The organism is Oxalobacteraceae sp. CFBP 8761 (assembly GCA_014841595.1).
Taxonomy (GTDB): Bacteria; Pseudomonadota; Gammaproteobacteria; order Burkholderiales; family Burkholderiaceae_D; genus Telluria.
Genome location: JACYUE010000001.1, coordinates 1,652,843 through 1,666,950 on the forward strand (window position 1 = coordinate 1,652,843; position 14,108 = coordinate 1,666,950).

The following is a 14,108-nucleotide window of genomic DNA, read 5'->3' on the forward strand; positions in this document are numbered from 1 at the left end:
TGATGGAGGGGTCATGTGACAGGCGTCAAAATTACACCCTCCAGCGCCTGGCAGTCGTTGATCTGCATCAATCCAACGGATCGCCCGGTGCAACGACCGCGTTACGATGGACGCGGTTTCTCCCGATCAGAAGTAATAACGCAGCGACGCCCCGGCCGTGGCCTGCGGCACGGTCGTCACCAGCAAGCCACCGGCCGTGCCATACGCGATATCGCTGGCGAACTCGTGCGGCTGCAGCGTGGCGAACAGCGCACCCTGGAACTTGCCCAGATCGTAGGTCGCCTTGATGCCGTAGCGCACATAGGTCGGCATGTCACGTTCGTACAGCGGCGTGCCCATGTAATAAGGATTGCCGGCCGTGACGTACACGTCACCACTGAGCGACAGCCGGCCCGGACCCATCGCGGTGCGGTACTGGACGCCGGCTTTCCACGTGTGCTCCGGCACCGACAGGCGCGGGCCGGCGCCAGGCGCCGGGTTGTCGAGCTGCGCGCGCAGGATGCGACCGTAGCTCAGGTACGTGTTGAGTGCGCTGCTGAGCTGGTAGTGCAGGTCGAGTTCGAGACCCCGGCGCGTGGTCTGGCCGGATGCCACGAACACGTCCGGCGCCGTGTTGATGATCTCGTCGTCATTCTGGATAGCGTAGAACGCGCCGGACACGCTCAGGCCGTCCAGTGGCGCCGCCTTGAACCCGAGGTCGTGCGAGCGCACCCGGCTCGGATCGATGCCGGGATTGCTGCGCCCGCCAAGCGCGCCCAGCGGACCCAGGCTGCCGCTGGTGCTGATCTGCTCGGCCGCCGGCGAGCGGAAGCCCTGGGCGATGTTCGCGTACAGCTCGACGGCCGGCAGAACGTTCCAGATCGCGCCGTATTTTGGCGTGACCACCGAGGCGTCGTAGCCGGTCGATGCGGCGGGCAGCTTGCGGTTGACGAGGTCGTAGTCGAAGCGGTCGTAGCGCGCGCCGCCGTGCAGCTTGAGCGTGGGCAGGATGCGGTACTGGCCCTGGATGAACGCACCGTAGGTCAGCAGGTCGAGTGCCTGGTTGTTGACGTAGCTGGCGGTCGGTTGCCGGTTGCGGTATTGCTGCCGAAACGCATCGCCCTTGTCCTGGCGTGCTTCAAGGCCGATTGTCAGCACGCTGGCAGTGCCGAAGGCCCAGGTATTGCCGCCGCGCGCGCCAAAAATGTCGCGCTCATCATAGCCATAGGTGTGCAGCGTGGTGCTGGTCTGGATCGCGCGGCTGCGGGCGAAGTCCTCCGCATAGGCGGTGGCGAACCAGCCCGCGTCGCCCGATGCCGGACTGCGGTTGACCACGAGCGTCTTGCGGTGCGCATCGCCAAAGCCCGGCAGGTTGAACATGGTGTCGTGCGGATCGACCAGCCCGGCTTCCATGGCCGGCAGCGACAGGTAGCCGGCGCCGGCATAGTCCGACTTGTAATAGGTGGCGCGCAGGCTGTAGACACCGTCACCGATAGTGGTCGAGAGCTTCCAGAACAGGTTGTTGCGGTCGAGGCTGGCGCCGTGGCGGAAACCGTCGAGGCTGTAGCGGTCGGCCACCACCAGTGAGCGGATTTGCCCGAAGTCATTCGACAGCACGAGCGAGCCGCGCCGCCCGCCATAGCTTTCCACGGTCACCGTGGCGCTCGACGGCGTGGCCGCGCCGCCTTCGCGGGTGCGGATCGCCACTGCGCCAGCGCGGTTCTGGTCGCCGTACAGGGCCGAGACCGGGCCCTTGATGACGTCGAAGGTGTCGATCATGTCGCCGGTCATCCATTCGAGGAACGCCGGACCGTGGCCCGCGCCGCCCTGGCTCGATGGAATGTTCTGGGGCACGCCGTCGATATGGATGGCGGTGTCGGCGCCGTGCGTGCCCTGGGTAGCGAAGCCGCGCATCCGAAAGCCATTGCCAGTGTCGCCCTGGTCGATATTGTTGGCGACCACGCCCGGCACGCGGCGAAACACGTTCGAGATGTCGCGGCCGATGTCGAGCGTGGCGAGGTCTTCGGCCGTCACGGTGGTCACGCTGCCCGGCAGCGAGGCGGCGCCCAGACCAGGCGCCAGCCGTTCGTCGTCGCCGCGCTGGCCCCGGACTTCGACGACCTGCGCCGACGGTGCAGCCGCTGGGGCGAGGTCAGGTGTCTCGTCAGCCGCGACGGCGGCGCCGCCAAACAGGCAGGTAAGCATGACGGCGTGGGAAATCGCACGCAGGCGGGTAGAACGGGTAGCGGATTGCAAGGTCGACACTCCAGAGTGGAAGGCAGGTGAGAACAGAATTTGTCAGGTCGGATGGCAGCGGCGTGCAGGTTGCCGGGCTAACGGATCGATCACGACCTTATTGATAATGATATCTCATTACTGAGAGGGGGAATGAGGTTTCTTGTCAGAATAAGACCCGACCTCGCAGCCAGCGACTGATCCGACAGCATCATGCTGGTATCAATTTTTTCTATTTCTACTTGCCGGCTATTGCTCTCTATGATGGTCAGACTGCGCCAGCGGCGCCGCAGCGTGCCGACCACCGATATGAATAATCCAGGAGACCACATGGCTGATCACCAGCACCCTAGCCAGCTGCTTGCCAGCTTCGCTGCCAACCTGCACTACGAGCAGATTCCCGATGCCGTGCGCATGCGCACCGAAGACCTGTTCCTCGACTGGATCGGTTCCGCGCTGGCCGGCCGCACGTCGCGCGCCGTGCAAACCATCGACCGCTACGCACAGGCGATGGGGCCGGGCGGCGGCCCCTGCGACGTGCTGATCTCGCGCCGCACGACGACGCCGCTGTTCGCGGCAATGGTCAATGCCGCTGCCTCGCACGTCGCCGAGCAGGACGACGTGCACAACGGCTCGGTATTCCATCCGGGCGCGGTCGTGTTTCCGGCGGCGCTGGCCGTTGCCCAGTCGATCGGCGCCAGCGGGCGTGACCTGCTGACGGCGGCCGTGGCCGGCTACGAGGTCGGCATTCGCGTCGGCGAATTTCTTGGCCGCTCGCACTACCGCATCTTCCACACGACGGGCACCGCCGGGACGCTGGCGGCTGCAGCAGCAGCGGGGCACCTGCTCAAGCTCACGCCCGACCAGATGCTGCATGCCTTCGGCTCGGCCGGCACGCAGGCGGCGGGCCTATGGGAATTCCTGCGCGACGCTGCCGACTCGAAGCAATTGCACACGGCCGCTGCGGCCGCGAACGGCTTGACGTCGGCCTACCTGGCGCAGGACGGCTTTACCGGTGCGCGCCGCATCCTTGAGGGCGCGCAGGGCATGGCGGCGGGCATGTCGAGCGACGCCGATCCGGCCAGGCTGACCGACCGCCTCGGCGAGCGCTGGGCGCTGGCCGAGACGTCCTTCAAATTCCACGCGTCGTGCCGGCACACGCATCCGGCCGCCGACGCCTTGCAGCAGGTGATGCGAACCCACGGCCTGCAACCGGAGCAGATCGTGCGCGTCGTCGCGCACGTGCACCAGGGCGCGATCGACGTGCTGGGCGCGGTCGTCGATCCGCAAACGGTGCACCAGGCCAAATTCTCGATGGGGACGGTGCTGGGGCTGATCGCGCATTACGATGTAGCCGGCTTGACGCAGTTCGAGGACAGCTTCAATGCGGCGCCGATTGCGGCGTTTCGTGGCAAGGTGGGCATGGAATTCGACGACGAAGTCGACACCGCGTATCCGGCGCGCTGGATCGGCAAGGTGACGGTCGAGACGACCGATGGCCGGCGCCTCACCGGCCGGGTGGACGAACCGAAGGGCGACCCCGGCAACACCCTGTCGCGCCCTGAACTCGAACAGAAAGCGCTGCGGCTGGCGCTGTTCGGCGAGGCGGCGAGCGAGGCCGAGATGCATGCGCTCGCCAAACGCGTCTGGAACCTGGCGGACGCGCCCAGGGTGGGAAACCTGTTTGCCTGAGAAGACCTGATACAGTCGTGACACTCTCGTCTCCCGCTGTATCAGCTTTTCCGATGGCACTGAACAATATCCTCAGAAGGCTGGACCTCACCAGCCTGCAGCTTTTCCTGGCAATCCACGAAGAAGGTTCACTCACCCGTGCAGCCGAACGCGAAGCCATTGCTGTCTCGGCCGCCAGCAAGCGACTGGCCGACATGGAGGGGGCGCTGGGCGTGGCGCTGACGGTGCGCACGGCGCGCGGCATGACCCTGACCCCGGCCGGTGAATCGCTGCTGACGCATGCGCGCCGCATCCTGCTCAGCGTCGACAAGATCGGCCAGGAACTGGCCGAGCACGCCCAGGGCTTGCGCGGCTACGTGCGCATGGTGGCGAACCTGTCGGCCATCGTGGAATTTCTGCCGGAAGACCTGCGCGCGTTCCTGAACCTGCACGAACAGATCCGGCTCGACCTCGAAGAGCGTCCCAGCGGCGACGTCGTCAAGGGCGTCGAAGACGGCTTCGCCGAGATCGGCATCTGCTCGGGCGACACCGATACCCGCGAGCTGCACAGCCACCTGTACCGGCGCGACCGCATCGTGCTCGTCATGCGCCACGACCACGCGCTGGCCGGGCGTGGCCGCGTGCCGTTCGCCGACACGCTCGACTTCGATCACGTGGGCCTGCACGCGGACAGCTCGATCAACAAGCGTACGCACCTGGCCTCACGCGCCTCTGGCCGGCCATTGAAAACCCGTATCCACGTGCCCGGCTTTGACGCCGTCTGCCGCATGGCGCAGGTGGGCATGGGCCTGGGCGTGATTCCGCACGAAGTGTTTATTGCCATCGGCCAGCCGCTGGGCCTGGTGGCGGTCGAGATCGACGAGCCGTGGGCCGAGCGCGAACTGCGCATCGTCGTGCGGGAAGAAAAGGGCTTGTCGCCGGTGACGCGGGCGCTGCTCGCGCATCTGGGATCCGCCGAAGAGCGTTCGCGGTTGACGAAGGCTCGTTGAAAAGAAACGGTTGGACGGGCAGGGCCCGTTGTCTCTATGCTGGGTCGACAAGCTACAACCATCGACGAGACCAGCATGAACCTCAACAACAGCATTCCCGACGGCGCGTTGCGCGGCGTGCGCGTGATCGAAATGGGCCAACTGATCGCCGGCCCGTTCGCCGGCAAGACAATGGGCGAATTCGGCGCCGACGTCATCAAGATCGAGGCGCCCGGCAGCGGCGACCCGCTGCGCAACTGGCGCATGATCAAGGAAGGCACATCGGTCTGGTGGCAGGTGCAGTCGCGTAACAAGCGCTCGATCGCCCTTGACCTGCGCAGTGCCGAAGGCCAGGACATCGCCCGCAAGCTGATCGCCGAAGCCGATGTATTGATCGAGAACTTCCGCCCCGGCACCCTGGAAGGCTGGGGCATGGGTTGGGAGGCGCTGTCGGCCATCAATCCCGGCCTTGTCATGCTGCGCATCTCGGGCTATGGCCAGACCGGGCCGTACCGCGACTTGCCGGGCTTTGGCGCCATCGGCGAAGCGATGGGCGGCCTGCGCCACCTGACGGGCGAACCGGACCGCGTGCCGGTGCGCTGCGGCGTGTCCATTGGCGACACGCTGGCCGCGCTGCACGGCACGATCGGCGTGCTCACCGCGCTGTACCACCGCAAGGTCAATGGCGGCAAGGGCCAGGTGATCGACGTCGCCCTGCACGAGGCCGTGTTCAACGTCATGGAAAGCCTGCTGCCCGAATATAGCGCGTTTGGCGCCGTGCGCGAGGCCGCCGGCAGCGCGCTGCCCGGGATCGCACCGTCGAACGCCTACCGCTGCAACGACGGCTACGTGCTCATCGCCGGTAACGGCGACAGCATCTTCAAGCGCCTGATGGCCGTGATCGGGCGCGACGACCTGGCCCACGACCCGGCGCTGGCCGGCAATGCCGGCCGCGTCGTGCGCGTGGCCGAGATCGACGCCGCCATCAGCGTCTGGACGGCAACGCGCCCGATCACCGAGGTCCTCGACTTGCTGGGCAGTGCCCGCGTCCCGGCCGGCAAGGTCTATACCGCCAAAGACATCGCGGAGGATCCCCATTACCGGGCGCGCGACATGATCCTGGCCCAGACCACGCGCGACGGTTATGAGCTCGAGGTGCCGGGCGTTGTCCCCAAATTGCTTGGCACGCCAGGCAGCGTGCGCACCTCCGCCCCAGGTCTCGGCGACGATACCGATGGCGTGCTGCGCGAACTGGGATTGAGTGAGCCGGACATCGCCGCCTTGCGCACCAAGGGAGTGATCGCATGAACCGGTGGAACGGCGCTGGCCGCCGCATCCACATGCAGGAAGTCGGCACGCGCGATGGCTTGCAGGCCGAGTCGGTGTTCGTGCCGACCGCCGACAAGATTGCCCTGGTCAACAGCCTGTCGCAGGCCGGCATGGCCAAGATCGAAGTGACCGCGTTTGTTTCTCCCAAAGCGATCCCGGCGCTGGCCGATGCCCAGCAGGTCATGCTCGGCATCGAGCGCGTGCCGGGCGTGATCTACAGCGCCTTGGTACCGAACGTGCGCGGCGCCGAACGCGCAATCGAGAGCCGCACCGACGAACTGAACCTGGTGATGTCGGCCAGCGAAACGCACAACCTGGCCAATCTGCGCATGACGCAGGCGCAATCGTTCCAGGGCTTGTGCGAGGTGGCGGCGCTGGCGCGACAGGCGGCGCTGGCCGTCAATATCTCGTTGTCGTGCTCGTTCGGCTGCCCGATGGAAGGCGACGTGCCCGAAGACACGGTGCTGGCCTGGTGTGCGCGCTTCATCGACGAGGCGGGCGCCGGCGGCATCACCCTGTGCGACACGACCGGCATGGCGTACCCAAGCCAGGTGGCATCGCTGACGGCGCGTTTTCGCGCAGCCTGGCCAGAAACCGAACTGAGCCTGCACTTTCACAATACCCGCGGCATGGGCCTGGCCAATGTGCTGGCCGGGATCGATGCAGGCGCCGACCGCTTCGACGCGTCGCTTGGCGGGATCGGCGGCTGCCCGTATGCACCCGGCGCCTCAGGCAATGTCTGCACCGAAGAGGTGGTGCACGCGCTGCAGTTGATGGGTTACGACACGGGCGTCGATCTTGGCCGCTTGCTGGACGCATCGGCACGACTGCCGGCATTGATCGGGCACGAGACGCCGAGTCAGATCGTCAAGGCAGGCCGGCGGCTCGATCTGCACCGGCCACCCAGGGATTTTGAAGCGATCAGGGAGCGCGCAGAAGCGCGTCCGGCTTGAAACCATGCCATCGCCTGCACAAACAAAACTATTTTAATAATTCAGGAGACACCATGAAATCGATTCACTCGCTGCGCATTCGCGCGGGCCTGCTTGCCGTCGGCGCAGCATTTGCCAGCATCGGCGCGCACGCGCAGGACAACTATCCCGCACGCGCCATCACGCTGATGGTCTCGGCCGCGCCGGGCGGCACCACCGACCTGGCCGCGCGCATGATTTCCGATCCGCTATCCAAGGCACTTGGCAAACCGGTGGTCGTCGAGAACCGGCCGGGCGGGGCGGGCGCGATCGCTGCTTCAGCCGTCAAGCGGGCCAAGCCGGACGGCTATACCCTGCTGGTGCAGTACTCGGGCTTTCACGTCATCACGCCGCACGTGGTCAAGGCCGGTTTTGACCCGATCAAGGATTTCACCCCGGTTGCGAACCTTATCGTGGCGCCGCAAGTGTTCGTCGTGCGGCCCGATCTGCCGATCAAGACCTTGCCTGAGCTGGTCAGCTACGCCAAGGCACACCCCGGCAAACTCAATTACGCGTCGTCCGGCAATGGCTCACTGCAGCACGTGACGGGTGAAATGCTCAACCAGATGAGCGGCACGAACATCGCCCACGTGCCCTACAAAGGGACCGGCCCGGCGATTACCGATCTGCTGGGTGGCAACGTCGAAATGACCTTCACGACGGCGCCGCCGCTGCTGGCCCACATCCGGTCCGGCAAGCTGCGCGCGATTGCCGTCACCGGCGACGTGGCGCTGCCGAGCCTGCCCAATGTGCCGACCACCGCGACGATCAAAGGGTACGAGAAGCTCGACGTGAGCTCATGGTTCGCCGTGTACGCGCCCGCCAACACGCCCAAGCCGATCGTCGACAGGCTGACGGGTGAAATCAAGAAAATCATGGCCACCGACGCCTTCAAGCGCAAGGCGCAGGAGCAGGGTGCGTACGCGGTCTACATGACGCCGCAGGAACTGGCGGCGCATACGAGCAAGGAATATCAGACGTGGGGCACGTTTGTGAAGAATGCGAAGATCACGGGGGAATGATGGCGTAGCGCACCTGCTGTTGCAGTCACGGCAGGTGTGCTTCACCCGGGCGAGATTCCCCGGGATGCACTTCAGGAATTGAGCACGTTCACAAAGCCGCCCAACGGCATCGGCCGGTGGAACAAAAAGCCCTGCATCGTCGAACACCCATGCGCGCGCAGATAGCGCGCCTGCACTTCCGTTTCCACGCCTTCGGCCACCAGATCGAGATTCAGGCCGCGTGAAATCGAGATGATCGCCAGCACGACCGGATAATGCCCGTCCTCGTCGCTGATCTGCTGCACGAAGGACTGGTCGATCTTGATGGTCTGGATCGGAAACCGGTGCAGATACGCGAGCGACGAATATCCGGTGCCGAAATCGTCAATGGCCACCGACACGCCCAGTTGCCCGAGCTTCTTCAGCTGCTCGATCGCGTATTGCGGATTGCGGATGCAGATGTTTTCGGTGATCTCGACGGCGATTCGCCCTGGCCCGATGTCGTAGCGCTGCAGGGCATTGCGCATCGTTTCGAAGAATTTGCTGTGGTCGAGATAATGCGGCGACAGATTCAGCGACAGCGTCAACTGGTCCGCACCGTCCGAGCCCCACTGCGCCATGTCGCGGCACAGCGTATCGATCATCCACTCCGAGATCGGCACGATCAGGCCGCTCTCTTCGGCGAATGGCAGGAACTCGGCGGGCATGATCAGGCCGCGCACCGGATGGTTCCAGCGCATCAGCGCCTCGGCGCCGATGATGCGGCCACTGGCGGCGTCGATCTGAGGCTGGTAGTACATCTCGAGTTCGTTGCGCTCGAGCGCGCGGCGCAGATGCTGTTCCAGGGCGACGTTCTGGTGCAGCGCGTCGTGCATCGATGGATCGTAGAAGGCATGACCGTTCTTGCCGAGGTCCTTCACGCGGTACATCGCAATGTCGGCATTGCGCAGCAGCTCGTCGATCGATTCGCCGTGCTCGGGGTAGAGCGCCACGCCGATCGACGCCGAAATGTGCACCTCGGTGCCGCCCAGATCGAACGGCTGGTGCAGCCGCTCGATGAACTTGTCGGCGACCACGCGCGCATCGTCGCGCGAGCGCAGGTCGGGCAGCACGATCGTGAATTCGTCGCCACCCTGGCGCGCCAGCGTGTCGCCCTTGCGCAGGCATTCCTTCAGGCGCAGCGCCACCTGCTGCAGCAACTTGTCGCCATGGCCGTGGCCGAGCGTGTCGTTGACGAGCTTGAAGCGGTCCAGGTCGATGAACATCACCGCCAGCTCGGTGTGCTTGCGCCGGGCCTGCAGCATCGCCAGGCCGAGCCGGTCCTTGAACAGCACGCGGTTGGGCAGGTCCGTCAGGATGTCGTGGTAGGCCTGGTGATGGATGACCGCTTCGGCACGCTTGCGCGCGCTGACGTCGCGCGCGATGCCGTAGGTGCCGACATAGGTTGGCGTGTGCGGGTCGCGTTTTTCACGGTGCATGCCGATCGCGTTGAGCGAGATCGTCATCACGGACGTGTCGGCGGCGTCGTGCGTGTGCTGCTGGCCCGCGCGGCATGTCACGCGCAGCTCGACGTCGCGCGAGGCCCGCTCGCCGACACGCCGTTCGTTGAACACGTAGAGTGCGCGCTCGTGGTCTTCGGCATGCAGCAGCGCCGTGTAGTGCTGGCCCAGCAGTTCTTCCCGTTCGTAACCCAGCATCTGGCAGGCGCGATCGTTGACGTAGGTGAAGCGGCCTTCATGACCGAGCATGTAGATCATGTCGGGGGACGCGTCGACCAGGTAGCGGTATTTTTTTTCGGACAGCGCGAGCGCCGCCACCATGCGACGGTTGATTTGCTGCAGGTCGCGCTGCCTGAGCGCGTTGTCCACCGTGCGCAGCAATTCTTCGCGGCTGAATGGCTTGCGCAGGTAATCGTGGGCGCCGCGCTTCAAGGCCCCGATGGCCGACTCGATGCCGACAGTGCCACTGACAACGATGACGTCGGCCTTCATGTCGTGCTGGTTGATGAAGTCCATGACCTCGTGGCCATCGACGTCCATCATGAGCAGGTCGAGCAGCACCAGGTCGAAGCACTGCTCGGCCAGGCACGCCAGCGCTTCGTTGCCGCTGGCAGCCGTACTGATGGCATAACCACAACCTTTGAGCATTTCCTGCAGCGAGGCCAGCACACGTGGCTCGTCATCGACCAGCAGCAGGCGGGGACGGTGGGGAGGTGGGGTGGTGGATACGTCAAGATGAGTGGGCAGCGTGCCCCGGATGCTGGCCGGGAGTCCGGTAGTTCGAAATCGATTCATCGTCATTCTGTCAAAGCCGTGCGATTTTCTGTGCCTGCTGCCCGTGAGCACTGCAGACGTTCATGTCTTATCTTCCACATCATGCCAGCTTATCCGTTGCATTTGATGCATGACAATGCAATCGTGTGCAGAAATGCGTCATGTCAGATGGGTTTCGTGCCTGTATGACGACAAAACGCCGCAGCACGCACTGCATTTTCTTGATGGCGATCTGTCAAGATTGCTGTTTTGTCCTGGTCCCGTCGTTGCCAGCCAGGCGATCGTGTTCAGGGTAGCGTTGCTCTTCTGATAAACTTGGACGCATGCTGCAAGGCACGTTCATCGGTCGATTGGTCGATCGGCTGTCGGCTTGATTGCAGCGCGCCATTTCTGAAGGAGTCGATCCGGGAGGTCAACGTGGGTGATTTGAACAAGCTAATCTTTGCACTGCTGTTGATGTCAGCAAGCCATGGGCAGGCGGCTCAGTTGAGCACCCAGTCAGATTCACCGGCGGCCACGTCGATGTCTGTTTGTCCGGCTCAGGACATTTCATTTTTCATTCAGCGATTTTCCAGCGATGAGGCGGTGCAACGCAGCTACACCACGGTCCAGTCGACTGCATTTCCCGTGATGCCTCTGGTGCAGGAGCGCAAGGACAATGCGCTTGTCATGCAATTGGAAGACGTGACGGCATCGAATGCGCGGGTCAGTCTGGCCAACCCCGATACCGATTACCTGGTGTCGTATTATTTCAAGATGGACGATTGCTGGAGACTGGTCCGCATCGAGAACCGGTCTCTCTGACGCCGCCCGTCAAACCCGGATCCCACTGTTTGGTGGAATTCCGGGAAAACCGATCATGCCTTATCTGAACGAGTAATTGGCACTCGCATAAAAACGGCGCCCGCGCGGATCCGTATAGCTTGGATCATATCCCGACAAAAAGTAATACGCCTGGTTCGAATAAGGCGGACTCGTGTCGAACAGATTCTGGATACCGACGCGCAGTTTCAGGTTCGCATTGACCCCATATGCGCCCGACAAATCCCACAGCGAATAATCCTTGACCCGGTTGGCCGCCACCACGCTGCCATTGTCGATATTGATCGCCGTGTTCTGGTCTTCGTAGCCGCTCGAGAACGTATTTTGCAAGCTGGCCGACAGTGGCCCGCGATCCCAGTCAACGCTCACCGTATGGCGCCAGCGCTGGACCACGCCTTTCGTCACGAAGCGGTTCAGATTGCTCACTAACGCATCGCCAGGCGCATTCTGGATTTTCGACGTCAGCACATAAGTGCCGTTCAGACGCCCGCCAAAGCGGCCGATGGCGGTGTCGACGCCGCGTACCGTGAGCGCCAGGTCGAGGCCACGCGCCAGTTGCGCGCCGCGGTTGTCCTTGCGCAGTTCGATGTAGTCGATCAGCCCATCCTCGTCGCGATACACCAGGTCGCCATACTTGGCCAGATTGCCGAGGATGATGTCGTCGCCGATTTCACTGATGAGGTTCGTGCGCTTGATGTTCCAGTAATCGAGCGATGCGCTGACATGTTTGCCGGCGGCGAACACGGCGCCCAGCGAGAACTGGCGGCTGCGCTCGGGTTTCAGCGCGTCGTTGCTGTAGCGGCGCGTGTCCCAGTTGTCGGCGCAGTCCGAGTAATTGTTCTCGACCGTGGCGCAGTAGACAGGATCGGGCAGGGTGGCCGTGCTGCTGTAGACGGTCGGGCGGTACAGCTCCGTCATCGACGGCGCGCGGAAGCCCCGGCCGGCCGAGCCGCGCAGCAGCAGCGCGTCGCTTGGCCGGTAGGTCAGGCCGATCTTCGGACTGGCCGCACCGCCCACGTTTTCGTAATGGTCGTAGCGCGCCGACAGCTGCGCTTCCCACTGTTTTGCGAACGGCACCAGCACTTCGCCGTAGACCGCCGCCACATCGCGGCTGTCGCTGGTGGCACGGCCGCCTTCCGGCGCTGCGTCATTGTTGATGTTGTCGCTCAGGAGCAGGGCCGATGGTGTAAATTGGTTTTTCTCGCGCCGCGCTTCGCCACCGATGGCCACCGCCAGGTCGCCGCCGGCCATCGGCATCAGGGCGCGCGACAACTTGACGTCGACGGCGTCGAGCGTGCCGCGGGCGCGGCGCACGACATCATCGACCTGGATGCTGTCGATCAGCGCCTGGCCTTCCGGGCTCGATGGGCCAAACGGGTTGATGCGGCCGTCGGCGATTCCTTCGAGCAGCTCGTTGTAGAGCAGGTAGCCATGGGTGTCGCGGTCCTTGACCGTATTGACGCTGTGGTTGTAAGCGGTGTCGTAATCCCAGCCGCCCACGGTGCCCGTCACGCCAACGACAAAACGCACGCCTTCGCTGGTGAGGGTGCTGGTGCGCTGGCCCGCTTCGTTCAGGCGCATGCGCAATTCCAGTTCGCCCGGGATGTCGTCGTCCAATTGGTCCAGGCCAGTGCCGGCCAGTTGCGGCACCCGCGAATAATCGATGTAGCCAGCCACGCGCGCCGACGAGCCGGTGTAGTCGGTCTTGGCGCGGCTGAGCGCCACTTCGGCGTAGGCCTGGTGCGAGCCCCCCAGCTTGATGACGGCGCGGCTGAGCACGCTGGCCTTTTCGGACTTCGGATACAGCTCGGTGTCGCCCATATAGTTATAGGTACAGGCGTCGACGCCGCCCGTGCCATCCGGCAGGTACACATTGGCCGGCGGCGCGCAGCCCGGGATCGACAGGTTGATCAGGCGGTTCGTGATCGGCTTGCCATTGAGCGTGAAGCCGATTTCCTGCAAGTGGTCGCGCTGGGCCGAGGTCAGGCGGATATTGGCCGGACTCGTGTAGCTGGAGAGCAGGTGACCGAGGCGCTGCTCGACCTGCAGGCCCGGGATGAAGCTGCGCTGCGATGTGCTCAGGGGATTGGTGCGCTGGAAGTCGGCCACGGCAAACACGTTGTAGCCATCGCGCTCGAGCACGCCCTTGCCGGCGCTGAGACTGGCGGTGCGCTTGCCTGCGCCGCCTTCATCGGTCGTGCCGACGTACACGTTCGCTTCCAGTCCCTGGAAGTCCTTGCGGGTGATGAAGTTGATGACGCCGCCGATGGCATCGGTGCCATACAGCGCCGATGCGCCGTCGAGCAGCACTTCGACGCGCTCGAGGGCAGCCGCCGGAATATTGTTCAGGTCAACGCCGCTGTCGTCGCCGGGCGAAGCGAAGTTGGCCATGCGCCGGCCATTGAGCAGCACCAGCGTCGACGAGGTGCCGATGCCGCGCAGGTTGGCGCTGTTGAAGCCGCGCTGGTCACCGCCGACATTGATGCTGGCGCCGTCGGTCAGGCCGTTGCTGTTGGCCGAGACCCGGCCCATCAGCTCGGCGGCGGTGGTCACGCCGGTTTTCTCGATTTCGGCACGTGAAATCGTTTGCACCGGCAGCGCAGTTTCAGACTGCACGCGGCGGATCGCCGAGCCCGTGACTTCGACGCGCGGCAATTCGACTGCCGGGACTGCTGGCAACGTCTGCGCGGCCAGGGGCAGGCTGGCCAGGGCGATGGTCGTTCCAGCGCATGCCAGGAGCACGCCACGCACGGCGCGGGCGCCTGGTTTCAGATTCAGTTTCATCAATTCTCCGTTATTACATCAAGCATATTGATTGATAGTAAACGTGCGCAGGGT

9 protein-coding genes are annotated in these 14,108 nt (G+C 64.3%); 6 read left to right on the forward strand and 3 right to left on the reverse strand.

Annotation, left to right across the window (positions count from 1 at the left end):
- Positions 1-126: 126 nt before the first annotated feature.
- The gene (locus tag IFU00_07395; GenBank protein MBD8542098.1) at positions 127-2,184 is read right to left on the reverse strand and encodes a TonB-dependent receptor; all 2,058 of its coding nucleotides are present in this window, start codon (positions 2,182-2,184) and stop codon (positions 127-129) included.
- A gap of 360 nt (positions 2,185-2,544) precedes the next feature.
- Here IFU00_07395 and IFU00_07400 point away from each other — a divergent pair, with 360 nt between their 5' ends.
- The 5 genes from IFU00_07400 to IFU00_07420 all read left to right on the forward strand — a co-directional run bounded on the left by IFU00_07400 (position 2,545) and on the right by IFU00_07420 (position 8,196).
- A complete protein-coding gene (locus IFU00_07400) occupies positions 2,545-3,906 on the forward strand; it encodes an MmgE/PrpD family protein (GenBank protein ID MBD8542099.1) in 1,362 nt (453 codons plus the stop codon).
- A 53-nt stretch (positions 3,907-3,959) separates the two neighbouring features.
- Positions 3,960-4,895 (forward strand): LysR family transcriptional regulator, encoded by a 936-nt coding sequence (locus IFU00_07405; GenBank protein ID MBD8542100.1) that lies wholly within the window; start codon positions 3,960-3,962, stop codon positions 4,893-4,895.
- 75 nt (positions 4,896-4,970) lie between these two features.
- Positions 4,971-6,182, forward strand: a complete 1,212-nt coding sequence (locus IFU00_07410; GenBank protein MBD8542101.1) for a CoA transferase — start codon at positions 4,971-4,973, stop codon at positions 6,180-6,182.
- Complete coding sequence (locus IFU00_07415) at positions 6,179-7,156, forward strand: hydroxymethylglutaryl-CoA lyase (protein MBD8542102.1); 978 nt, start codon at positions 6,179-6,181, stop codon at positions 7,154-7,156. Before IFU00_07410 ends, IFU00_07415 begins: the two co-directional genes overlap by 4 nt.
- A gap of 53 nt (positions 7,157-7,209) precedes the next feature.
- Complete coding sequence (locus tag IFU00_07420; protein ID MBD8542103.1) at positions 7,210-8,196, forward strand: tripartite tricarboxylate transporter substrate binding protein; 987 nt, start codon at positions 7,210-7,212, stop codon at positions 8,194-8,196.
- A gap of 71 nt (positions 8,197-8,267) precedes the next feature.
- Here the strand turns inward: IFU00_07420 and IFU00_07425 are convergent, their stop codons facing one another.
- Positions 8,268-10,469: an EAL domain-containing protein gene (locus tag IFU00_07425; protein ID MBD8542104.1), complete on the reverse strand. Its 2,202-nt coding sequence runs from the start codon at positions 10,467-10,469 to the stop codon at positions 8,268-8,270.
- Between the two features lie 396 nt (positions 10,470-10,865).
- Between IFU00_07425 and IFU00_07430 the strand changes: the two genes are divergently transcribed.
- Positions 10,866-11,252 (forward strand): hypothetical protein, encoded by a 387-nt coding sequence (locus tag IFU00_07430; GenBank protein MBD8542105.1) that lies wholly within the window; start codon positions 10,866-10,868, stop codon positions 11,250-11,252.
- A gap of 60 nt (positions 11,253-11,312) precedes the next feature.
- On the opposite strand, the gene IFU00_07435 is transcribed toward IFU00_07430, so the two are convergent.
- Positions 11,313-14,054, reverse strand: coding sequence for a TonB-dependent receptor (locus tag IFU00_07435; GenBank protein MBD8542106.1), 2,742 nt, complete (start codon positions 14,052-14,054; stop codon positions 11,313-11,315).
- Positions 14,055-14,108: the final 54 nt, after the last annotated feature.

Coding starts and splice junctions, on each gene's coding strand:
- IFU00_07395 (MBD8542098.1), bottom strand. CDS start 2,184: ATGCTTACCTGCCTGTTTGGCGGCGCCGCCGTCGCGGCTGACGAGACA.
- IFU00_07400 (MBD8542099.1), top strand. CDS start 2,545: ATGGCTGATCACCAGCACCCTAGCCAGCTGCTTGCCAGCTTCGCTGCC.
- IFU00_07405 (MBD8542100.1), top strand. CDS start 3,960: ATGGCACTGAACAATATCCTCAGAAGGCTGGACCTCACCAGCCTGCAG.
- IFU00_07410 (MBD8542101.1), top strand. CDS start 4,971: ATGAACCTCAACAACAGCATTCCCGACGGCGCGTTGCGCGGCGTGCGC.
- IFU00_07415 (MBD8542102.1), top strand. CDS start 6,179: ATGAACCGGTGGAACGGCGCTGGCCGCCGCATCCACATGCAGGAAGTC.
- IFU00_07420 (MBD8542103.1), top strand. CDS start 7,210: ATGAAATCGATTCACTCGCTGCGCATTCGCGCGGGCCTGCTTGCCGTC.
- IFU00_07425 (MBD8542104.1), bottom strand. CDS start 10,469: ATGAATCGATTTCGAACTACCGGACTCCCGGCCAGCATCCGGGGCACG.
- IFU00_07435 (MBD8542106.1), bottom strand. CDS start 14,054: ATGAAACTGAATCTGAAACCAGGCGCCCGCGCCGTGCGTGGCGTGCTC.